The following is a 22144-nucleotide window of genomic DNA, read 5'->3' as shown; positions in this document are numbered from 1 at the left end:
TTAGATTTCTGCACCATAGCCTGGTGCAGAATAAAAATTAAAGCATCGCCTTTATGTATTTATTTACCCATATATCTAGTCTGTATTGATTTTTTATCTCGTCAGATATGTGATGATAAGGGATCGTTAAAAAGTCAGGTGAGACTTTTAGATCTGTATCTGTTATGCAAAATATATTGTTGGGATGAAAGAACGGAAATGTCTCTGCGGTATTGTTATTTGATATTATTTTTTGTTCATAGGCAAGAGACTCAAAGAATCTAAAAGACAAGCCTTTTTGTGACTGGTATCCTATATCAAGAATACAGTGATAAGCCGATGAGATTGCCAATAGTTCATCACCAGTAATTGGCTTGGTAATTATTTCGATTCTCTTGTCTCTTATTTTTTTGATCTTTCGGTGGTGATCAACATAAATCATGATTTTAATTTTTAAGTCTGGGTTGGCATCCAGAAATGCAGTCATAAAGGCGTAGCGTTCACGATCAAAGCTAAAAATACCAAACACATCACCATCATAGTTTCTGTTTGGTTGGAGTGGGGTTAAATTCTTTTTATAGTAGTTAGTTACTGGTGTAAAGCCATATTTTTTAACATCTTGCGGATCAAAGCTCAAAACTTTATCAAAAAGTGAAATGTTTTTGATATTATTTGGCATTCTGAGAGTACTGTCCCACAGGTGGCAAATCATCCTGTTGGTGCATTTTTTGAGCTGTGTCAGATGTTCTGCCGTGTAAATATCAGGATTAGTGAGGATAGTGATATCAAAGTGGCGGTTTTTTGTAAAACCATTCAAAAACTGGGTGGTCGACAGCCAGCTTCTTTCTTGTTTTAAATTTCTTTTAAACAGAGCCTTTGAAATTAAGTTTGATATTCTCTCTACTGGGTGCAGGTAATCATATCTAGATATTTCTCCATTCTCAATAAATGTAACCACGTGTCCTTGTTGTCGCATCTCTTCAACTATCGGGGTAATGAGCCCTGCGTTATCAATACCTATTAATAGGATATTCATTGGATTAGCTCTCAAAATGACATTTCAATGTTATTTCATTAAATTTAATAAACTAAAGTGACATAAATGATTTTATGGTCTCTGTACTAGAGAATGGGCTGTAAAAATGATCTGGTATATGCATTTTATCAATATCCATACGAGATATTTTTTGCGCTATTTTGGGAATGTCAAAAAGGGAGCAAAGGTTATCTTGCAGTGGCCCAGTAAGAATTTCTGCCGGTCCAGACGGGCAATCCACGCTGATTACCGGGGTATGGCAGATGAGTGCTTCAATAAGCACTGTTGGCAGCCCTTCAGCATCGGATGTCAGGATGAGCGCCTGAGCGGTTTTGATATAGGGGTAGGGGTTCTTCTGAAAGTCGATGATCTTCACCTTGTTGGCAAGGTTCATCTCCTCGATCATGGCTTCAATGTGAGGGCGTCGCTCCCCTTTGCCCATCAGAACGAGTGGCGTAGCAACGCCGCTTAGCTGATATGCCTGCAAGAGACGATCGTGGCGTTTTCGTTCTTCGAAAGTGCCGACATGGATGAAATACTTGTCGAATGGCTTGTTGAAAGGCTCATCGGCCAACGCCTGAATTTTCTCGATATCAAACGGATTGTAGATAACCTGACACGATTTTGGTGTGGCTCTTACATTGTGCAAAATGTCGTCCGCGATGCCTCGAGATACGCAGATCAGTTTCTTGCCATTATAGAAACGCTTGAATTTTTCATATCCTTTGGCATTGTCTTTGGCAAAGCCGGTGACATTTCCGTGGATCCAGTAATAAATATTCAGTGTATCAGGCAGGTGTCTGGTAATTTTGTCACATGAGCATGAGATAATTACGTCAGGCGAGATCTCTTGGACTTTTTTCAAGATCAGAGATGCTTGTATTTTTTCAACCGCAACATTGGATATGGCTTTAGTCAGCTTTGTGACAATGCCAAGATTAATCGGGTGAATGTTGTCAGGTAGCGTATGGTCTATTTTTTCCCGCAAGGTAAACAAGGTAACATCGACACCTGCATCTTTTAGCAAGGATGCGGTATTGAGCAGAACCTTTTCCGCACCACCACCATACAAGTCTTCAACAATGAATAAAAACTTTTTAACTGGTGGGGTCATAACTGCTCCGCGGGTCTCATAACTGACTGGTAAATCTACTAAAAATGTGAATCGTAAACGAGCAAAATCAGGTGGCAACTGTTAAAGTCGTTAGCAATTTTTTCAATAGGTGTAGATCAATGATTGGTCTTAGTGGGCGCTACCATAACGCATTATTCGCGGTCTGTATATTTGCTGGGCTGCTGCTCTCCTGGTTGTTTACTGTTAATCAGCTCCTCACCGGCGACCAGACCCAGATGCTCTACAAGGGTTACCTTGGAGCCTATGAGGGGGTCTGGCTCAGCTATGGCAATGCGGCGAGTGCGGTGGGCAATGTGCCGGGGAGCTTGTCGTCCTGGCTGATTGGTGGGCCGCTGCTACTGTGGGATTCTCCCTATGCCCCCATGGTGTTGCTGCTGGTGATGCGGTTGGTCGGTTTTCTGCTATTTGATGCGGTTATCCGCCAGGTGTTTGTTGACCCCGTATCGAAGGGCAATGCGCGGTTGCTGTTTCTGGTGCTCTGCTGGCTCAACCCCTGGTTCCAGTATGAGAGTTTGCTCTACAACCCCTCCTATCTCTTCCTCTTCTCGGCCATGCACTGCTGGTCGGCTTGGCATATGCGCGAGCGGGCCTCCTTCTGGCACATGATTGTTCATCTGCTGGCTATCGGTATGGCGATGCAGTTGCACTACTCCTGGCCGTTGCTGGCTGTGATCTCCACCTACCTCTTCTGGCGCCGAATCCTCAAGGTGAGCTGGAGCGGGGCGGTGGTCGCAGCCCTGCTGATCGGTGCATCTCTGATCCCTTACGCCATGGAAGTGATGAGCAACAGCCATATCACCCAGAACGTCGATCCCGAAGCGCGTCAGCGCTATATCGGATGGGGGCTGGTGCATGTCTATCCGGTGCTGAAATCGGTGATCTACTGGCTGCGTTACGGCTCCTGGCTGTTTGCCAGCAAGCTGGTCAACGACACCCAGTTCATCTGGCTGGCGGGTCATGAATATTTGCAGATGACAGCAGTCTGGCTGTGGCGGGTGGTGATCTACGGGGTGGGCTCTGCCACCGTGTTGCTGGCGGCCAAGGCCAACTGGCAACTGTGGCGGGATCTCAAGCCGCGTCTGCTGCGCAGCGACCGTGCATCAGTGGACGGCACGAGCTGGCTCGGCCTCTATGCGCTGGCGGCCGTATTGGCTGTGCTGGTGAGTGCGGCGCTCTCGCCCATCATCTTTAACTATTGGCACCTGATGCTGATATTCCCCTATGCCCTGTTCCCGATCCTGCTGTTGCTGGTTAGCTGGAGCCGCAACCATCCTCAGTGGGTTGGCAAGGGGTTGCTGGCTGCCACCCTGTTTTGTACAGCGGTGAACCTGATTGCGGCGAGCGACAGCACCAAGTTCTCCTATCAGGCGGACTACAAGCAGCAGGTGCAGGAGTATTTGCAGGAGATGAAGCTGCAACCCAAGTAACTGGGTTGTGTGATCAGTCGAAGGGAGGCGTAATGCCTCCCTTTGCTTTTTCCGTAGCTCAATAAGCGGGTTGTGGTTGCCGGTTATCGCTGGTGGCGTAGCCGACCTGCTTTGGTTGCCATTGCACCAGCTGCAAAGGCATAGCCGGAATGCAATAATCTACAAGCTTTCAGCTTGTTTGCGGTGTATCTATAACCCATGAATACCACCGATTCCCTCATCCGCTACTGGCAATCCCCGCACCTGCCGGGGGTCGAGCTGTCACACTCCCACCACAGGGCGTTCAGCTACGGCCGCCATGTCCATCTCGACTACCATATCGGGCTGGTGCAGCGGGGTGGCCAGAAGTTTATCCACAAGGGGAACAGCCACCATCTGGTGCGCGGTGTGCTCTCTACCGTCAACCCGGATGAGGTGCACGACGGCCTCAGCCTGCTGCCGGAAGGGTACGAGGTGCGGGTCTTCGCCATCGATCCGCAGCAGCTGGCGCTCTGGCTGCCGGAGCAGCCGGAACCCTTCTTCGACAAGGGATTGCAGAGCCGCCCCGACCTCTATCAGGGCTTTGCCCAGCTGCACGGCTATCTCGACAACCCCAAGGCCGATGGCCTGCTGATCGAGAGCCAGCTGCTTGCCCTGCTGGGGGAGCTGCTGCATCTGGCCCCCGAGGTACACCAGTTGGCGGATCCCCAATTGCGATTCCTGCGCGACTACCTGATGGCCGCCCTCGACGAGCCCCACTCGCTGGAAGAGCTGGCGGGGCTGCTCGGGCTCGATCGTTTCGCCTTCCTGCGCCAGTTCAAGAAGCGCAGCGGCATGACTCCCTACGCCTGGCTGAAACGGCTGCGGCTGGAGCAGGGCAAGCGGCTGCTGGCGAGCGGCATGGCGGTGAGCGAGGTGGCGCTGGCGGTCGGCTTCTTCGATCAGAGTCACTTCCACCACGGCTTTCGCCAGGCATTCGGTCTGACACCCGCCGAATTTCGTGCCCAGATGCAATCTTTTACAAGCCGCGCCCCCCGCTGATCCGCCATGCTGGCTCTCCGTCGTTAAAGCGAGAGTTGTTATGCTGACCAGTCTGTTCGTTACCCTCGGCCTGATGCACCTGATTGCACTGGCCAGCCCCGGCCCCGATTTCGCCCTGATCCTGCGCACCAGCCTGCACCGGCCGACCGCTCTTGGTGCGGCGCTGGGCATCTCGCTGACGATCATGGTGCACGCCACCCTGAGTCTGACCGGGATCAGCATGCTGATTGCCAGCCATCCGCTGCTGTTTATGGTGATTAAGTGCTGCGGTGCCCTCTATCTGGGCTGGTTGGGGTGGGGTGCCCTGATGGCGGCTCGCCAGCAGAGCAGTACCCTGATGGCCAGCGCCGCCAACGAGCTGCGCGGCTGGGGCAGGGGCGTGCGCACTGGCCTTGCCACCAACCTGCTTAACCCCAAGGCGCTGGTGTTCTTTATCGGTCTGCTGGCCGCCATGGTGACGCCAGAGGTGGACGGAATGACCCGCAGCCTGCTGGTGGGCGAGCTCTTCATCATCTCCCTCTGCTGGTTCGGGCTGCTGGCGTGGAGCCTCTCCACCGATCGTGCCCAGCGCTTGCTGCTGCGGGTGCAGCGGCCGCTCAATCTGGTGACCGGCGTGCTGTTTGCGGTGGTCAGCCTCTCCATTCTGGCGAGCATGGGGGCCGAGCTGGTGGCCTGACGAGTCGGCGCATGGGCCTATACTCCAACAAGGTTTACCTGTCAGGAGTGCCCGGCCATGCGTCTACTGCCTCTTTGCTGGTTGTTGGGGATGACCCCGGCGCTGGCGGCCCCGGTTCAGCTCAAATTGCTGGAGTGGGGCTATCTGCCTGCGGGTTATGAACAACAGTTTGCCGACTACGCCAAAGCCCATGGGGTGGAGGCGACGGTCAGCCGGATCGAGCCACTGCTGACCGATTTCGACAGCGTCTACCGCGCCCTGCGCACCCGCAGCGCCGATGTGGTGCTGCCGACCAGCTACTTCTACAAGGCCCATCACCAGCCGCTGTTCAAACTGCTGCTCCCCATCGATTTCAGCCGCCTGCAGCACTACCCCGAGGTGAAGCCCGCCCTCAAGAACACCGAGTATGACAAGCAGGGAGAGCGCAACTACTCGGTGCCCTTCTCCTACGCCATGTTCAGCCTCGCTTATGACAGCAAGCAGGTGCCGCAAGCGCCCACCAGTTGGCAGGTGCTCGCCAACAGCTCGCCGCCGGGCCAGTTTGCCGAGTTCTGCGACCAGTTCGAGCCGCTGCTCTTTTCGGTGCTGCTCTCGCTGGGCAAGTCGCCCGCCCTGTTTGCCAGCGGCGAGATGCTGGCCGACAAGACCTTGCAGCAAGAGGTGGAGCAGCAGCTCTCGCAGCGGCTGCGAGCCAGTCGCGGCTTCTGGTTCAATCAGGCCAACCGCTGCGAGGATCTGCGCCAGCAGACCTTTGCCACCACCTGGGGGTTGGAGCTGGTGGAGTGCAACAAGCAGAACGAGCAGCTGTGGCGGATCGCCATGGTGCAGGAGGGGGCCATCTATGCCCTCGATGCGATCTCTATCGCCCGTCATGTCGGCGATGATCCCGCTCGGCTCAAGGCCGCCTACCTGCTTGTGGATTTTCTGCTGAGCGCGCCGCTGCAACGCCAGATGCTGGTGGGCACGCCCACCATCTCGGCCAGCAATATTGCCTCCCGGCCGCCCCTCAGCCCGCAGGAGCAGGCGGTGCTGCCGGATCGCCCGCTGCCGGAGTTTGACGAGCGGCTGCTGGTGCCCGCGTTGCCCGCCCATATCAAGAATCGCTACAAACGGATGGTGCAGCAGGCGATCGTCGCCAGCGGCAAAGAGGGGCTGGTCAAGCTGTGCCCCTGGGATCTCGATAACTGATGAATGAGCCTGCCGCTTCTCCGGCGGCAGGCAAGTTTGCGCAAGATGGCTGATGATCGGTCATCGCCCGTTCCATGGCATTTCCCCGTTCAACTCACGCCGCTCGCGGGCCCCCATCGTTTGAAAAAACTGTGCGCTTACCGCAGTCCCATTTAGCCGGATTAAACAACCGAACCCTCGCCAGATTGCCGTTCATACCCTGGCTGACCCTGTACAAAAGTGCCTCAATTGTGACAACTTGGATGTGAGCTGAACAATCCTGATCTGTCCCTTGTGGGAAGGTGATGAATAGGTTATTTCTCTGTGACATTGGTGGCATCCGGCACGGGTTCTCCAGCCATGTGGTGCGAAATCCACAGCAAAAACAAACAGTAAAATGCAGGAGCAAATATGAAAAAGGTCGTGATGGTTGCCGTGGCTGCGGCCCTGCTGGGTGGCTGCGCCGTCAAGAATCAGGTATCCCACAGCTTGCAGGCGATCCCGCTGACAGCCTTCCAGCAGAGCGAGAGCAACCCCAATCAGCGCGTCTACAAGGAGCCGGGCGTTGACCTGCGCCAATACAATGAAGTGCTGCTCGATCCGCTGCAGTTTATCCGGCAGGAGAACGGTCAGTGGTATCTGCTGACCGCCAACGAACAGAACCAGATGGGCCGCTATTACCACGACAAGTTCCAGAGCGAGCTGATCAAGCAGGGCGTCAAGATCGCCACCGCACCCGGCCCGAAAGTGATGCGGATCCAGGCAGCTGTCACCAACTTCGACCTGACCCGCCCCGACCCCAAGCTGCGTGACCTGCTGCCGGCCAAGATCGCCATCAACGTCACCCGCGAAGTGATCGGCAAGGAGCCCTATCTGCTCAAGGTGGGCAGCATGGCCCAGCTGCTCGACTCCCAGAGCGGCAAGCTGCTGGTGCGGGTGATGGATGCCCGCGAGAGTACGGATACTACCCACAAGGATGAGCCCATCACCGCCGAGGAGATGGAGAAGATGATCGACCAGTGGGCGGCCAGCCGCGCCAAACAGCTGGCGGACAATCTGGGGCGCTGATCGATTGGTGCGTCCAAGCGGGGCGCAGCGGGAGCCTTTTGGGCTGCAATAATGGCAAGATGTTGATAAGGTGGTCATTTTGCAGGCAGGAGAAAATGATATGAAACGTGTGTTGTTACCCATCCTTGTTGCTGGCCTGTTGAGTGCCTGCAGCACCTCGTCACCCACGCCTGAGTGTGCTCCGATGGCGGGTGGCTGGCAGAGTCAGCCGTTGCCCAATGCGGAAGGAGAGGCTGCGCTGGCCAGCGTGCTGGCTCGCATGAACACGGCCACCAAACTGCAGAGTATCCGCGAGGTGCGCAGCCAGGTGGTCTCCGGGGTCAACTACGACATCGAGTTCCAGCTCGACAACGGAGAGGTGTGGAACACCCGTGTCTATCGGGATCTTGCCGGCAACTACCAGATGACCCGCCCGGCTGCACAGGGCGAGCTTCCTCCCTTGCCTTGCGTCAAGGCCAAGTAATTCCTGCTTGTTGAGCCCCTCGTCAGAGGGGCTCATCTGACCAGAAAATTTCTGCTTTTCTCCCCGCATTCTGACAGTCAGGATGACCCCTCCCGTGACTGCATCCTCATAGAAAAGGAACCGCTATGAATCGCCACCCCTGCATCAAACACTGGCGCGAGCTGCAAGAGCAGACGCCGCGCTACTACTCCGGCAGTCAGGAGCCCCTTTCCCGCGGCTGCGCCCTCGGCAAACACTTCGGCTTTAGCCGCATCGGCATTCACCACGAGATCGTCGAGCCCGGCCATCGCACCAGCTGGCCCCACGCCGAGAAGACCGAGGATGAGTTCGTTCACGTGCTGGAGGGGACGCCGGATGTCTGGCTTGATGGCGTGCTCTATCGGCTGCAACCGGGGGATTCGGTGGGCTTCAAGGCCGGTGACGGACTAGCCCACGCCTTTATCAACAACACCGAGGAGATCGTCCGGCTGCTCTGCATCGGCGATACCGACCGGGAGGACAACCGCATCCACTACGCCGTTCATCCCGAGCGCAATATCACCCTCGGCAAGCTGCACTGGGATGACGTGCCCGAGCGCGAGCTGGGGGATCACGACGGCCTGCCCGACAAGCTGCGCGAGAGCAACGGCCCCTTCTAGGGCGCAGCTCTTCTGCGCACCAGCTATGCACCACCCGATATAAAAAAGCCTGCCGCGTGGCAGGCTTTTGCTATCTGTTCGCACCGAGTGGGCAGCGCTTATTGCAGGTTGAGCCCGCCCAGATAGTCGCGCTTGCCGAGATCGACCCCGGCGCGGCGCAGCAGGGCGTAGGCCATGGTGAGGTGGAAGTAGAAGTTGGGAATGCCGTATTCATGGACGCAGGTATGGCCATCCATCCCCTTGCCGCCCGCCCAGTGGGGCACGTAACGGCCGCTGGCGTACTGGCTGTAGTCCGCGTCCAGCTTGCCTTGCAGATAGGTGATGGTCTTGCCGATATGGGCGCGCAGATCCGCGATCGTTTTAGGGTCATCACCCAGCACCGGCAGTTCGCTGTGGCTGGCGGTGGCGACCACGGCGCGGGCCGAATCGCAGCAGATCAGCACCTGCTTGGACAGCGGCAGCATATCGACGATCAGCCGCTCGCCGAAGAAGTTCTCCACGTTGAACTGCTTCGCCGCGGCGTGGGCTTCGGCCTTGGCCAGACAGTGGTCGAGGTTGGTCAACATCTTGATGAACTGGGCGGTAATGTCGCGATTCATGAGCACTCTCCATCTTGTTGAAACAGCGGCCTGCGTGCGCGGCCACGGTGAATGAGACTGGCTAATCGACCACTAATATACCCCAACCGCTGCCGGGTTCGAGCCCGCCACGACGAAAGGGCAGGGCAGCGCGACTTCGCGCGACAGCAGCTGGCCAAGCAGCCCTGCTCGCTTTTTGAACCTGTGAGTCCCTTATCGCCCCTTTTTTGATCTGTGACATAAATCACCTTTTTTCAGGGGCGTAGGCTGAATGCCGTTGTCCTGGACACACGCCTGCGCATCCGCCAGGACACAAGAAAAGGAGAATAAGATGAAGATCTATGACCGTAACCGCAATGTGCTGAACCTAGGTCAGCGCGTGATGATTGCCGCCACTGGCGCAGTCGATTTTCTGAAAGAGGCCCATACCGACAATATGACCCCCTATCAGGCGGAGCATGAGAAGTGTGTGCTGCTGGCAAACTCCGGGGAGCGCTACGCCCCCATCGAGTTGATTAGACTAGGCTGATCCCTTTCCCTGTCACCCTACTCTTTACAATTCACCCGACCGCCGCGTCCCATCTGGCGGCCGGGTTTCTGAGTTCCCCTCTTCATCCCACCAAATGCCGAAAAATTGAACCGGGTCACATCCCGCTCGATTTGAGCGATTGTCAGCCAGAGCAGGCTCATGCGAACCTTTAAATCCCGTTAACTCACTAAAAAATAACGACTATGTTCAGGCAAATAATGATGAGTGCCGCCCTGCTGTCGGCGGCGCTGCTTTCCGGTTGTGCTTCCGTACCCATGGCCGATGCCACCGCAGACGCGCAGGCCAAGCAGTTTGTGGCGCCCAAGGATGCGGCCAACCTCTATATCTATCGCAACGAGACCTTCGGCACGGCGGTGAAAATGCCGGTGCTGGTGGATGGTGTGGCGGTCGGCGATACCGTGGCCCACAGCTATATCCTCAAGCAGGTGACGCCGGGCAGCCACACCATCACCTCAAAGTCGGAGAACGATGCCACCCTGACCCTCAGCACCGAGGCGGGTAAAAACTACTACGTCTGGCAGGAGGTCAAGATGGGCCTGCTGATGGCCCGCTCCAAGCTGAGTCAGGTCAGTGAGGAGGAGGGCAAGCAAGGGGTGATGGAGAGCAAGTTGGTTAAGTGACCAGAGGCTTCCACCAAGAACAAGGCGTAGCTCCACCAGTTACGCCTTTGCCCGAAAGTGGGTGTTCCAGATTTCCTGTCCATGTAGGTTCGATTAGCGAAGCGTAATCGGACGATCGCGTAATCGAACATCCGCATCATCACGACCCGCAAGCAGATCGAAGTGAGGCAAGGCTATGCTTGGCTTTTCGGCCTCAACGAGGAGGACAGGATGGCCAATTGGCGGCGGGCATGGTGGCCCGGAGGAACCTGGTTCTTTACCGTCAACCTGCTGGAGCGGCGCAACAACCGGCTGCTGGTGGAGCAGATCGAGCTGCTGCGTCAAAGCGTTGCCAAGGTGCAACAGGCTCACCCCTTCGCCATTCACGCATGGGTGGTGTTGCCCGACCATCTCCACTGCATTCTCTCTTTGCCGGAGGGGGACACCGATTTCCCCCTGCGTTGGCGGTTGATCAAAAGCCACTTTTCCCGCGCCTTGCCGGTAAACGAGCGGCGCAGCCAGACCCGCTTACGCCACGGGGAGCGGGGCATCTGGCAACGCCATTATTGGGAGCACCTGATCCGGGATGAGCAGGATTACCGCCGCCATATGGATTACGTCCATATCAACCCGCTCAAGCATGGTCATGTTACGCGGGTAGCCGATTGGCCGTATTCCACCTTCCATCGTTACGTGGCGAATGGCGTCTATCCGCCGGATTGGTGCGGGTCGGTGGATGGGGCGTTGAAGGGATTGGAGTAAACCTCTCAAGGGTTATGTCAATGTGAATGTCCGATTACGCTGATCCGGGATGAGCAGGATTACCGCCGCCATATGGATTACGTCCATATCAACCCGCTCAAGCATGGTCATGTCACGCGGGTGGCCGATTGGCCGTATTCCACCTTCCATCGTTATGTGGCGAGCGGCGTCTATCCGCCGGATTGGTGTGGGTCGGTGGATGGGGTGGGGGGATTGGAGTAAACCCCTAAAGGGTTGTTCCGTTGTAAGCGTCCGATAACGCGAACGTCCGATTACTCGATCGTCCGATTACGCTTCGCTAATCGAACCTACGACCCTGCGTCATTTAACCATATGAATATATTGTGTTTTTGTGCTTCTCTGAACGTTGGGGTATCACAAATAGTGATATATTTTCATTGACGGCTAGGTCACGATTGTCCATGATTCCGGTTACACATTTGACTCACAAATTGTAAGTTAAGGGTGTAAAAAAGGGCCCGAAGGCCCTTGGTTAGATCTGGTAATACTGCACTTTGGTTGCTTCTGGTGTGCGAGACCAAAAGTAATCGTTGAAATCGTGCGGGACTACACTAAGCAGAAGTAAAAACACAAATCCTACAAGCTTTTGTCTTAAAGCGTCTAGGAACCCTGATATGAGCCACCTGATCCATTTTGGAAGGGTGGCTTTATCATTTGTAGTCTTTGGTGTTGAACGACGTGAACGTCGTGGCCTTTTTGGCATGGATGACCTCCATTATTTGCCATGGGATGGGCACAGTTTCGCCCGGGATAGGTTTTGATACTTCGCTTCTCAACATGAGTTGCTCCTTAGTTGATGTAAAACCACTATATGTGGTGCTCCTGTCGCTTCGTAACACAAGATAATGGTGCAGAGACAGAGTTGCAATGTGTGGATAACTGACGCGCTGTGGATAAATTGTGAGTCCCTTGCTATCTGTTAGTATCCACTCACACTGAGCGGGTTTTCATTCGTCCGCTCCGCTAAATACAAGTCTCCCGATCGAGGATGGAAAATTTAAATAACTTTTTTTGCTTGCGATAAGGGTGCTTTTTTAATAGCAAAATTAAGTTGAATATACCTTGTCCAATATGGGGCAAATATTGTTCTTCCACAGTTTAAACACAGCTGTAGGTTCGAATAGCGAAGCGTATTCGGACGATCGCGTATTTAACGTTGTCGCGATAACGAATATAAAAATCAACCCGGCTTAGGCCGGGTTGATTGCATCAAAAGGTAGGAAAAATCAGAGCGCTTCCAATCTGGCATAGGCTGTCACCAGCCACTTGGCGCCGACGTCGTCGAACTGGATCTGAACCCGGCTCTGCTGGCCGACCCCTTCGAAGTTGAGTACCACCCCTTCGCCGAATTTTGGATGGAGCACCCGCTGGCCGAGCTTGATGCCGCTGGCGTCAAAGCTCTGCTGCACCTCGTTCTGGCTAAAGCGGCCGTACTGGGTGGGGCGGCTGACCTGAGTGCGCAGCCGGATCTCTTCCAGACACTCAGCGGGCATCTCGCGGATAAAGCGGCTCGGCTTGTGGAACATCTCGCGGCCGTAGATGCGGCGGCTCTCGGCATAACAGATGTAGAGCTTTTCCATGGCGCGGGTCATGCCGACGTAACAGAGGCGGCGCTCCTCTTCCAGCCGGCCCGACTCCTCGGTGGATTGCTGGCTGGGGAACATCCCTTCTTCGACGCCGACCAGCAGCACCAGCGGGAACTCCAAGCCCTTGGCGCTGTGCAGGGTCATCAGCTGCACCGCGTCGGCATATTCGTCCGCCTGATTTTCGCCGGACTCCAGCGCCGCGTGGGCGAGGAAGGCGGAGAGATCGCTCATATCCTCCAGCTCGTCCGGGCGCTGGTACTGGCGGCAGGCGGTGACCAGTTCGTCCAGGTTCTCTACCCGCGCCTGGGATTTCTCGCCTTTTTCCGCCAGATACATCGCCTTGAGGCCGGAGTTCTGGATGGCGATATCCGCCTGCTGGTGCAGCGGCAGCAGGGACACCTGCTCCTCCAGCGCGTCGATCAGCTCGACAAAGCCGCGCACCGCGTTGCCGGCGCGACCGGTCAGTACCTTGTCGTTGAGCAGCGCCTTGGCCGATTGCCACAGGTTGAGCCCCTGATCGCGGGCGTTGCCGCGCAGGATCTCGAGGGTGCGATCGCCGATGCCGCGGGTCGGGGTGTTGACCACCCGCTCGAAGCTGGCGTCGTCGCCGCGGTTGTTGATAAGACGCAGGTAAGCCATGGCGTCCTTGATCTCTTGCCGCTCGAAGAAGCGCAAGCCGCCGTAGATGCGATAGGGCATGGCGTCCTGCATCAGCGCCTCTTCCAGCACCCGTGACTGGGCGTTGGAGCGATAGAGGATGGCGCAGTCGGCCAACAGGCCGCCCTTTTCCTTCCAATCCTTGAGGCGGCCGACCACGAAGCGCGCTTCGTCCACCTCGTTGAAGGCGGCGTAGAGCGAGATCGGTTCGCCCTCGGCCCCTTCGGTCCACAGCTCCTTGCCAAGGCGCTCGGCGTTGTTGGCGATGACGCTGTTGGCGGCCTTGAGGATATTGGCGGTGGAGCGGTAGTTCTGCTCGAGGCGGATGGTCTCGGCCCCCTGATAGTCGGTCAGGAAGCGCTGGATGTTCTCGATCTTGGCGCCGCGCCAGCCGTAGATGGACTGGTCATCGTCGCCGACGATCATCACCTTGCCGCTGTTGCCCGCCAGCATCCGCAACCAGGCGTACTGGATGCCGTTGGTATCCTGAAACTCGTCCACCAGGATGTTCTGAAAGCGGTCGCGGTAGTGCTCGAGGATGTGCGGCTTGTTGAGCCACAGTTCGTGGGCGCGCAGCAGCAGCTCGGCAAAGTCCACCAGACCGGAGCGATCGCAGGTCTCCTGATAGGTCTTGTAGATCTGCTGATAGGTGCGGGTGACGGGGTCGCCGTAGAGGTCGATGTCGCCGGGGCGCAGCCCCTCGTCCTTCTTGCCGTTGATGTAGCCCATCACGGCGCGCGGGGCCCAGTGCTTCTCGTCGAGGTTGAGCGCCTTGAGCACTCGGCGAATGAGACGGTACTGGTCGTCGGAGTCGAGGATCTGGAAATCCTGCGGCAGGCCCGCATCCAGATGGTGGGCCCGCAGCAAGCGGTGAGCGATGCCGTGGAAGGTGCCGATCCACATGCCGCGCACGCCGTCGCCGATCACTTTCTCGACCCGGCCGCGCATCTCGGCCGCCGCCTTGTTGGTAAAGGTGACCGCGATGATGGAGAAGGGTGAACAGCGTTCCACCTGCATCAGCCAGGCGATACGGTGCACCAGCACCCGGGTCTTGCCCGAACCGGCACCGGCCAGCACCAGCAGGTTGCTGCGGGGCGCCGCAACGGCATCTCTTTGCTTGTCGTTGAGCCCGTCGAGCAGGGTTGAAACGTCCATCACCACTCCTGTTTATTTATACAGGCGGGGATTATACGGCCATCCCCCTGCCAGACCAAATCCAAACTCGGGGGGAGGGGCGAGATGGGCGGTTGCAGGGGCACCGGTGCGGCCAATTTTGGCTGGCGCAGAGAGAGGAGGACGGGGAGGTTTCCAGCTGTAGCCAATCCTTGCTCGCGCGGTTTGTGGGGATTTTGCGAGCCGGATCACGGGCTTGCCGGGGGGCTGGATGAATAAGAGGGGAAAACGGTTTACAGTAACTTGCTGAACAATAAGAGAAATGTCGTTTGGGTCTTTTGGTTGTTAGCATAAAAAACTGAAAAGTAGCTAAAAAACAACTGCTTATAAGGTTATTTGCTTAGAATTCAAACCGTTAACGCAAACGTTTTTCCCTTATCATTTGCTTGACCCGCATCGGGGCTGACTTAGAGTAAGCCTGCGTGCTAGATAGCCTGCTCTGACAGGCAAGCAAGTTCCCTCACTTAATAACAATCAAGGATACGATCGTGACTAAAGTGCTCAAGCTGGCCACCGTGGCCTCCCTCACTCTCGCTGCTCTCTCTGCTCAGGCTGCTTCCGAGCCAGCCGTCATTTATGACACCGCGGGCAAGTATGACAAATCATTCAACGAAGCCGTGTTCCGTAACGGCGTCGAGCTCTACAACAAGGACAAGGGCGTCAAGGTCAAAGAGTTTGAACCCCAGAACGAAGCCCAGCGCGAGCAGGGTCTGCGTCGTCTGGCCAGCCGTGGCAACGGCCCGATCGTGGCGGTCGGTTTCAACATGGGTTCTGCCGTTGAGAAAGTAGCGACCGAATTCCCGAAAACCCAGTTCACCATCATCGACATGGTGGTCGACAAGCCGAACGTCCAGTCCGTCATCTTCAAGGAGCATGAAGGTTCCTTCCTGGTGGGCGCGCTGGCTGCCATCGCTTCCAAGAGCGGCAAGGTCGGCTTCGTGGGTGGTATGGATATCCCGCTGATCCGCAAATTCCAGTGCGGTTACGAGCAGGGGGCCAAGTTCGTCAATCCGAAGATCGAAGTGTTCCAGAACATGGCGGGCTCTACCCCGGCCGCGTTTGCTGACCCGGCCAAAGGTGCCGAGCTGGCCAAGTCCCAGTTCGCCAAGGGCGCTGACGTGGTTTACGCCGCAGCTGGCGGTACCGGTATCGGTGTCTATCAGGCAGCCAAGGACAGCGGCAAGTTCGCCATCGGTGTGGACTCCAACCAGAACCACCTGCAACCGGGCACCATGCTGACCTCCATGGTCAAGTCTGTGGGTCTGGCCGCTTACCAGACCTGGGATGACGCTGCCAAAGGCGAGTGGAAGCCGGGTATCAAGAACCTGGGTCTGGCGGAAGGCGGTGTGGATTGGGCACTCGACAAGGACAACGAGAAGCTGATCACCCCGGAAATGAAAGCCAAGGTGGATGCCATCAAGGCTGAAATCATCGCTGGCAAGGTCAAGGTTCATGACTACATGAGCGATAACACCTGCAAATACTAATTAGATAGTTGCTACGACTCTCAACGCACCACCGGCCCGCACGGGCCGGTTTTTAGTCTTATTTCATGAAACGCAGGGCTGCATCATGGACCAGACAGATCGCTATGCCATCGAATTAAGAGGTATCGATAAGCGGTTCGGCGACGTGTACGCCAACAAGCTGATCGACCTTAAGGTTCGCAAAGGCAGTATCCACGGCATTGTCGGCGAAAATGGCGCCGGTAAGTCCACCCTGATGAGCATCATTTATGGTTTCTACCATGCCGACAAAGGCGAGATGCTGATCGACGGGAATCCTTTCAAACCCCATGGCTCACAAGATGCGATTGCCGCAGGCGTGGGCATGGTTCACCAGCACTTCATGCTGGTCAATAACTTCACCGTATTGGAAAACGTCATCCTCGGCGCTGAGAACGGCTGGCACCTTCAGCAGAGCGTGGCGTCAGCCGAAAAGCTGCTTGGCGAACTGGCGCGGGATTATGGCCTCGACGTGCCGCTGCACGAGAAGGTCGAAGATCTGCCGGTTGGCTTGCAACAGCGGGTCGAAATTCTCAAGGCGCTCTATCGCGGCGCTCGCATCCTGATCCTCGACGAGCCGACCGGGGTACTGACCCCGCAAGAGGCGGATCACCTGTTCGAGGTGCTGAAAAAGCTGCGGGATCAGGGGGCGACCATCATCCTTATCACCCACAAGCTGCGGGAGATCCTGGCCATTACCGATCAGGTCTCCATCATGCGCCGTGGCGAGATGGTGGCCCACGTCGCCACCAAGGATACCGACAAGGAGCAGCTGGCCGAGCTGATGGTGGGCCGCAAGGTGCGCCTCAAGGTCGACAAGGGGCCAACCCAGCCCGGTGAAGCCAAGCTTAAGATCGAAGGGCTCAGCTACTTCGACGCCAGCAAGGTGGAGCGGGTCAAATCGGTCAGCTTCGAGGTGCGGGCCGGTGAAGTGGTCGGCATCGCCGGGGTCTCCGGCAACGGCCAGTCCGAACTGCTCAGCCTGCTTGGCGGCATTCTCAAGCCGAGCAAGGGTGGCTTCACCATCAGCAGCCGCAGCGGCGTGCACAAGGTGAGCGCGGAGCACCCGGCCGATCCCGAGCTGGTGCGCAACTACGGCCTCGGTCATGTGCCGGAAGATCGCCACAAGATGGGGCTGATCAACCGCTTCGAGGCGAAAGAGGCCTTTATTCTCGGTTATCACCGTCGCCCGCAATACAACAAGGGGTGGCTGCAGAACAAGGAGGCGATCCAGCAGGATTGTCAGGCCAAGATGGAGAAGTGGGACGTGCGCCCGCCCCATCCCGATCACAAGACCGCCAACTTCTCCGGTGGCAACCAGCAGAAGCTGGTGATTGCCCGTGAAGTGGAGCAGGACCCGGATGTGCTGCTGATTGGCCAGCCGACCCGCGGGGTCGACATCGGCGCCATCGAGTATATCCACCAGCAGATCATCGCCATGCGCGACAAGGGCAAGGCGGTGTTGCTGGTCTCGGTGGAGCTGGACGAGATCATGAGCCTCGCTGACAGGATTCTGGTCATTGCCGATGGTCGCATCGTCGGTGAGCTGGATGGTGCCAAGGCGGATGAGCGCACCATTGGTCTGATGATGGCGAATATCGTTCCCGATGAAGTAGCCAAGGAGGCCCACTGATGAGCCAAGTACGTATTCCTGCCTGGGTCTCCGTAGGCGTCTTGTCTGCGGTCAACATCCTGCTGGCCTTCCTGGTGTCGGCCATTCTGTTCTACTACCTCGACATCAACCCGGTCGATGCCGCCAAGATCATGTGGTACGGCGCGTTCGGCACAGGTGAAGGGGTCGGCTTCACCCTCTACTACGCAACCGGCTTTATCTTTACCGGTCTGTCGGTGGCGGTCGCCTTCCACGCCGGCCTGTTCAATATCGGTGGCGAAGGTCAGGCCTATATCGGCGGTCTCGGTGTCGGTCTGGTCTGCCTGATGCTCGGCGATGTGCTGCCGTTTGCCCTGCTGTTGCCGCTCTCCATCATTGCCGGTGGTCTGTTCGGTGCGGCCTGGGCCTTTATTCCGGCCTGGCTGCAAGCCAAGCGCGGCAGCCACATCGTGATCACCACCATCATGTTCAACTTCATCGCCGCCTCGCTGATGGCCTATCTGCTGGTGGAGGTGTTCAAGCCGCCCGGCTCGATGGCGACCGAGAGCAAGGTGTTTGCCGAAGCAAGCTGGCTGCCCAAGATGAGCGGGCTGGCGAACCTGTTCGGGATGGAGATCCCCAACAGCCCGCTCAATATCAGCTTCTTCTGGGCGCTGATCTGTGCGGCGCTGGTGTGGGTCTTTATCTGGCACACCCGCTGGGGTTACGAGATCCGCTCGGTCGGCGCCAGCCAAAGCGCCTCCGCTTACGCCGGTATCTCCTATCCCAAGGTGGTGATCCTGGCGATGGTCATCTCCGGCATGCTGTCGGGCTTCTTTGCCCTCAACGTGCTGCAGGGTGAGCTGCACCAGATCAAGCTCAACTTCGTGGAAGGGTTCGGTTTCACCGGTATCGCGGTGGCGCTGATGGGGCGCAACCATCCGGTGGGCGTCATCATCGCTAGTCTGCTGTTTGGTTTCCTCTATCAGGGGGGCGCCGAGCTCAGCTTCGAGTTCGGTGTCGACCGCAACATCGTGGTGGTGTTGCAGGGTCTGGTGATCCTGTTCTGTGGCGCCCTTGAGCACATGATGCGTCCGCGCATCGAGCAGCTCTATCTGGCGTTTGCCAACCGCTCAGCCGCACAAGCTAAAGGAGTCTGATCATGTTTGAAATTCTGATCCTGATGCTGGATGCGACCATTCGTACTGCGCCGCCGCTCATTCTCGCCGCCATGGCGGGCATGTTTTGCGAGCGCTCCGGGGTGGTCAACATCGCGCTGGAAGGCAAACTGCTGGCGGCGGCGTTCGCCAGTGGTGCGGCGGCTGCGGTCTCCGGTTCTGCCTGGGTAGGTCTGGGGGCCGGGGTGGGTGTCTCCATCCTGTTTGCCCTGATGCACGGCTTTGCCACCATCACCCACCGCGGTGATCAGGTGGTGAGCGGGATGGCCATCAACATTCTGGCGGCCGGTCTGACCGTGACCCTGGGCCGTTACTGGTTCGATCAGGGTGGCCAGACCCCGGCGCTCTCCGGTGATGCCCGTTTCGCCCCCATCGATCTGCCCTATGCCAAGGAGCTGTGGGATGTGCCGGTGATCGGCCAGCTCTACAGCGAGCTGCTGAGCGGCCACTCCCTGCTGGAGTACGTGGCGTTCGCCTGCGTGCCGCTGGCATGGTGGGTGATGTTCCGTACCCGCTTCGGTCTGCGTCTGCGGGCGGTGGGTGAGGCGCCCGCAGCGGTCGATACCGCCGGTATCTCTGTGGTGCGGATGCGCTACACCGCGCTCCTTATCGGCGGCCTGCTGGCCGGTATCGGTGGCACCTATCTGGCGGTCGCCCAGACGGCCCAGTTCATCCCCAACATGAGTGCGGGCAAGGGCTTTATGGCACTGGCGGCGCTGGTGTTCGGCAAGTGGCGTCCCTGGAATGCCATGGCAGCCTGCCTGCTGTTCGGCTTCCTCGATGCGGTCGCCATCCGGCTGCAAGGGGTCAGCATCGGCGGCTTCGCCATTCCGGTGCAGGCCATCGAGGCACTGCCCTACATCCTGACCGTGTTCCTGCTGGCCGGCTTTATCGGCCGTGCGGTGGCGCCGAAGGCGCTCGGCACCCCCTATGTGAAGGAACGGGAGTAGCGCCCTCTATCGCGATAGTCCCGACTACACAGATAACAGCAGGCCCACTTCGGTGGGCCTGTTTTTTTATGGGCGGGATGGGACAGATCAGTCGGGATCTGGATGGTGTGATAGAGGGAGGCGATGGCGTGAAGGGATAAAGGGGCTGCGTGAGTTGCTGCGGGGAGCGGCTGGCTTACAGGTGCATATCCCGCTGCCAGTACCATTAAAAACCCCCTCGTATCAGGAGGGGGTTGCAGAGGTTATTGCCGGATGAACCCTGAGGTTCAGGGTGCCAGCACCAGCTTGTAGACGCCAAAGCCGGGGTGTTTGGCATCGGTGGGTGGCAGGGTCTCCACATAGTTCAGCTTGCCACCGGTCAGGGCTTGCGCCTCGCTGCGTGGCGAGCTGTAGATGCGCAGATCCAGATTGGCGGGCAGGGGTGCCAGCTGCCAGTTGTTGTCTGCCGGGGGCTCGAAACCGGCCGGATTCTTCTCTGCCAGATCCTTGAGGTATTCGGAGAGCACTTCGCGGGTTTCGAACTGATCTTCATGGACGATCACCTTGGCGTTGATGCCCGGGAAGTTGCCACCACCGCTGGCGCGGTAGTTGTTGGTCACCACGTAGAACATCTGGGTCGGGTCGATCGCCTTGCCCTGATAGGTGAGGTTGGTGATGCGATAGCTGTCACTCACCTTGTTGCCATCCACATCGTAACGGGCGGGTTTGGTCACATCGACCTGATAGTTCACCCCGTCGATCACGTCGAAGTTGTAGGTGCGGTACTTCTCGTTCACCAACCACTGGGTAGCGGTGCTGGCGGCATCGATCTTGTTGAACTGGACGGCGCTCTTCTCCAGCCACTCCTGTACGGTCGCGCCATTGATGGCGACCACCTGCAGGGTGTTGGGGTAGACATAGAGGTCGGCCACGTTGCGCAGGGAGATATCGCCAGTCGGTACATAGGTGAAGTCGGTCGGACCGTTGCGACCGCCACGGAATGGCGCGGCGGCGGAGAGGATGGGCCATTTCTCCTTGAGCTGACCATCCTGTTGCAGTTTCTTGGCATGCCACAGCTGGGCGTCGCTGACGATCTGGATGGAGGGGTCATCCTGTACCAGCGCGAAGAAGCTGTGGATTGGCTTGGTGATCTTGCTGAGGGGCTCGTCCAGCCACTGGTTGGCCTGCTCGTGCTCGGCAATGACCTGATCGACTACCGCCTGATCTTCGGTGCTGGTGGCGCTACTGTCGATCTTGCGCAGCTGGGACTGGCTGGAGGCCACTTCCCAGCGACCCTCTTTCCAGGTCATGTGCAGGTCGATGATGCCGAGGTGGTTACCCCAGACACCCGGCATCACGGTCGGTACCCCCGCCAGGGTGCCTTTCTCGTTGTCCACGTCGGTCATGTTGGGGTAGTCACCCGGGAAGGTGCGGTGGGCGTGGCCCAGCAGCAGGGCATCGACCCCCTTCACCTTGGCCAGCGGCAGTGCGGCGTTCTCCATCATGGGTTCGCGCGGGTCACCTATGATGCCGGTATGGGCCACGACCACGACGATGTCTGCGCCCTTGGCGCGGATTTCGGGTACATAGTGCTCGGCGGTCTCGACCATATCGGCCACCACCACCTTGCCTTCCAGATTGCGCTTGTCCCACTGGGTGATCTGGGGCGGGGTCAGGCCCAGCACACCGACCTTGATGGTCTGGGTATTGCCGTTGGCATCCTTCACCTGACGATCCAGCACCACATAGGGTTTGAACTTCTGCTTGCTCCAGTCGATGGTGCCCTTGCCATCACGGCTGAAGGCATCGGCCTGGAAGACGTTGGCGTTGATGTAGGGGTAGTTGGCCCCTTTCAGGGTCTCTGAGAGGAAGTCGAGACCGAAGTTGAATTCGTGGTTGCCCAGGTTGCCGACATCATAGCTCATGGTGTTGAGCGCCTTGATGGCGGGGTGGGTCTGCTTGCTCAGCCACTGCTGTTTGACCTGCTGGTCGTGGATATAGTCGGCCAGCGGGGTGCCCTGGATCAGGTCGCCGTTGTCGATCAGCAAGTTGTTGGCGTTCTCTTCGCGGGCCTTGCGGATCAGCACAGCGGTGCGGGCAAAGCCCAGCGAGGCATCCGGCTTGTTCTGGTAGTAGTCGTAGCTCAGCAGGTTGGAGTGGATATCAGAGGTTTCGATCAGCCGCAGGGTGAGATCACCGGGGGCCTGAGAGTTGTTGTCGTCACAGCCGGACAGCAAAAAGATAACTGCCACCGCGCTCAGTTTGAGGGTGGTTTTCATTGTTGAATTCTCTTGTTATGGGTATGCCAGCGTGGTGCATTCTATCGATAGCAAAAGAATCCTATTGTGAGCCGGCTGGCAATTCGGGTTAATTGCCTTCCTGTTAATAGAGTTATGGCTCTGATTT

Annotated in this window: 20 protein-coding genes; 15 read left to right on the top strand and 5 right to left on the bottom strand. The window is 57.3% G+C overall.

Annotated features, from left to right (window positions below):
• Positions 1–37: 37 nt before the first annotated feature.
• Together G5193_RS15140 and G5193_RS15135 are read right to left on the bottom strand one after the other, a co-directional pair.
• Positions 38–1015 carry a hypothetical protein gene (locus tag G5193_RS15140; protein ID WP_216952610.1) on the bottom strand — a complete coding sequence of 326 codons (978 nt, stop codon included), beginning with the start codon at positions 1013–1015 and terminating at the stop codon, positions 38–40.
• 52 nt (positions 1016–1067) lie between these two features.
• Positions 1068–2129 (bottom strand): glycosyltransferase, encoded by a 1062-nt coding sequence (locus G5193_RS15135; protein WP_216952611.1) that lies wholly within the window; start codon positions 2127–2129, stop codon positions 1068–1070.
• Positions 2130–2365: 236 nt separating this feature from the next.
• Here G5193_RS15135 and G5193_RS15130 point away from each other — a divergent pair, with 236 nt between their 5' ends.
• The 7 genes from G5193_RS15130 (at position 2366) to G5193_RS15100 (ending at position 8609) form a co-directional block, all read left to right on the top strand.
• On the top strand, positions 2366–3577 hold the full coding sequence (locus G5193_RS15130; protein WP_321537298.1) for a 3-deoxy-D-manno-octulosonic acid transferase: 1212 nt from the start codon (positions 2366–2368) through the stop codon (positions 3575–3577).
• Between the two features lie 198 nt (positions 3578–3775).
• Positions 3776–4597 (top strand): helix-turn-helix transcriptional regulator, encoded by an 822-nt coding sequence (locus G5193_RS15125; protein WP_005357044.1) that lies wholly within the window; start codon positions 3776–3778, stop codon positions 4595–4597.
• A 40-nt stretch (positions 4598–4637) separates the two neighbouring features.
• Positions 4638–5273: a LysE family translocator gene (locus G5193_RS15120; protein ID WP_421206277.1), complete on the top strand. Its 636-nt coding sequence runs from the start codon at positions 4638–4640 to the stop codon at positions 5271–5273.
• Between the two features lie 57 nt (positions 5274–5330).
• Positions 5331–6461: an ABC transporter substrate-binding protein gene (locus G5193_RS15115; protein ID WP_421206276.1), complete on the top strand. Its 1131-nt coding sequence runs from the start codon at positions 5331–5333 to the stop codon at positions 6459–6461.
• A gap of 390 nt (positions 6462–6851) precedes the next feature.
• Complete coding sequence (locus tag G5193_RS15110; RefSeq protein WP_368150088.1) at positions 6852–7508, top strand: DUF3313 domain-containing protein; 657 nt, start codon at positions 6852–6854, stop codon at positions 7506–7508.
• 100 nt (positions 7509–7608) lie between these two features.
• The gene (locus tag G5193_RS15105; protein WP_421206275.1) at positions 7609–7971 is read left to right on the top strand and encodes a cystatin domain-containing protein; all 363 of its coding nucleotides are present in this window, start codon (positions 7609–7611) and stop codon (positions 7969–7971) included.
• Positions 7972–8096: 125 nt separating this feature from the next.
• Positions 8097–8609 (top strand): cupin domain-containing protein, encoded by a 513-nt coding sequence (locus G5193_RS15100; RefSeq protein ID WP_335843716.1) that lies wholly within the window; start codon positions 8097–8099, stop codon positions 8607–8609.
• Between the two features lie 98 nt (positions 8610–8707).
• Here G5193_RS15100 and G5193_RS15095 read toward each other — a convergent pair whose 3' ends face one another.
• The gene (locus G5193_RS15095; RefSeq protein ID WP_005340817.1) at positions 8708–9208 is read right to left on the bottom strand and encodes a DUF1993 domain-containing protein; all 501 of its coding nucleotides are present in this window, start codon (positions 9206–9208) and stop codon (positions 8708–8710) included.
• Between the two features lie 310 nt (positions 9209–9518).
• Between G5193_RS15095 and ydfZ the strand changes: the two genes are divergently transcribed.
• The 4 genes from ydfZ to G5193_RS15075 all read left to right on the top strand — a co-directional run bounded on the left by ydfZ (position 9519) and on the right by G5193_RS15075 (position 11320).
• A complete protein-coding gene (gene ydfZ / locus G5193_RS15090; RefSeq protein ID WP_005342516.1) occupies positions 9519–9716 on the top strand; it encodes a putative selenium delivery protein YdfZ in 198 nt (65 codons plus the stop codon).
• Between the two features lie 203 nt (positions 9717–9919).
• On the top strand, positions 9920–10357 hold the full coding sequence (locus G5193_RS15085) for a DUF2846 domain-containing protein (RefSeq protein ID WP_139390179.1): 438 nt from the start codon (positions 9920–9922) through the stop codon (positions 10355–10357).
• A gap of 210 nt (positions 10358–10567) precedes the next feature.
• Positions 10568–11098, top strand: a complete 531-nt coding sequence (locus G5193_RS15080) for an REP-associated tyrosine transposase (protein ID WP_421206274.1) — start codon at positions 10568–10570, stop codon at positions 11096–11098.
• A gap of 72 nt (positions 11099–11170) precedes the next feature.
• Entirely contained in the window at positions 11171–11320 is a 150-nt protein-coding gene (locus tag G5193_RS15075) for a hypothetical protein (protein WP_279499374.1), read from the top strand.
• A 1025-nt stretch (positions 11321–12345) separates the two neighbouring features.
• Here the strand turns inward: G5193_RS15075 and uvrD are convergent.
• Positions 12346–14517, bottom strand: a complete 2172-nt coding sequence (uvrD, locus tag G5193_RS15070; RefSeq protein ID WP_005340805.1) for a DNA helicase II — start codon at positions 14515–14517, stop codon at positions 12346–12348.
• A 506-nt stretch (positions 14518–15023) separates the two neighbouring features.
• Here uvrD and G5193_RS15065 point away from each other — a divergent pair.
• The 4 genes from G5193_RS15065 (at position 15024) to G5193_RS15050 (ending at position 19759) form a co-directional block, all read left to right on the top strand.
• A complete protein-coding gene (locus G5193_RS15065) occupies positions 15024–16022 on the top strand; it encodes a BMP family lipoprotein (RefSeq protein WP_005340803.1) in 999 nt (332 codons plus the stop codon).
• Between the two features lie 85 nt (positions 16023–16107).
• The gene (locus tag G5193_RS15060; RefSeq protein ID WP_368176443.1) at positions 16108–17673 is read left to right on the top strand and encodes an ABC transporter ATP-binding protein; all 1566 of its coding nucleotides are present in this window, start codon (positions 16108–16110) and stop codon (positions 17671–17673) included.
• Positions 17673–18791, top strand: a complete 1119-nt coding sequence (locus G5193_RS15055) for an ABC transporter permease (protein ID WP_005357011.1) — start codon at positions 17673–17675, stop codon at positions 18789–18791. Before G5193_RS15060 ends, G5193_RS15055 begins: the two co-directional genes overlap by 1 nt.
• 2 nt (positions 18792–18793) lie before the next feature.
• Positions 18794–19759: an ABC transporter permease gene (locus tag G5193_RS15050; RefSeq protein WP_005340795.1), complete on the top strand. Its 966-nt coding sequence runs from the start codon at positions 18794–18796 to the stop codon at positions 19757–19759.
• A 266-nt stretch (positions 19760–20025) separates the two neighbouring features.
• Here G5193_RS15050 and G5193_RS15045 read toward each other — a convergent pair whose 3' ends face one another.
• Entirely contained in the window at positions 20026–22017 is a 1992-nt protein-coding gene (locus tag G5193_RS15045) for a bifunctional 2',3'-cyclic-nucleotide 2'-phosphodiesterase/3'-nucleotidase (RefSeq protein ID WP_219296752.1), read from the bottom strand.
• Positions 22018–22144: the final 127 nt, after the last annotated feature.

The sequence above is a fragment of the Aeromonas sp. 601027 genome, from assembly GCF_049174455.1.
GTDB classification, from domain to species: Bacteria; Pseudomonadota; Gammaproteobacteria; order Enterobacterales; family Aeromonadaceae; genus Aeromonas; species Aeromonas veronii_A.
This window is presented reverse-complemented; position numbering and strand designations above follow the sequence as displayed.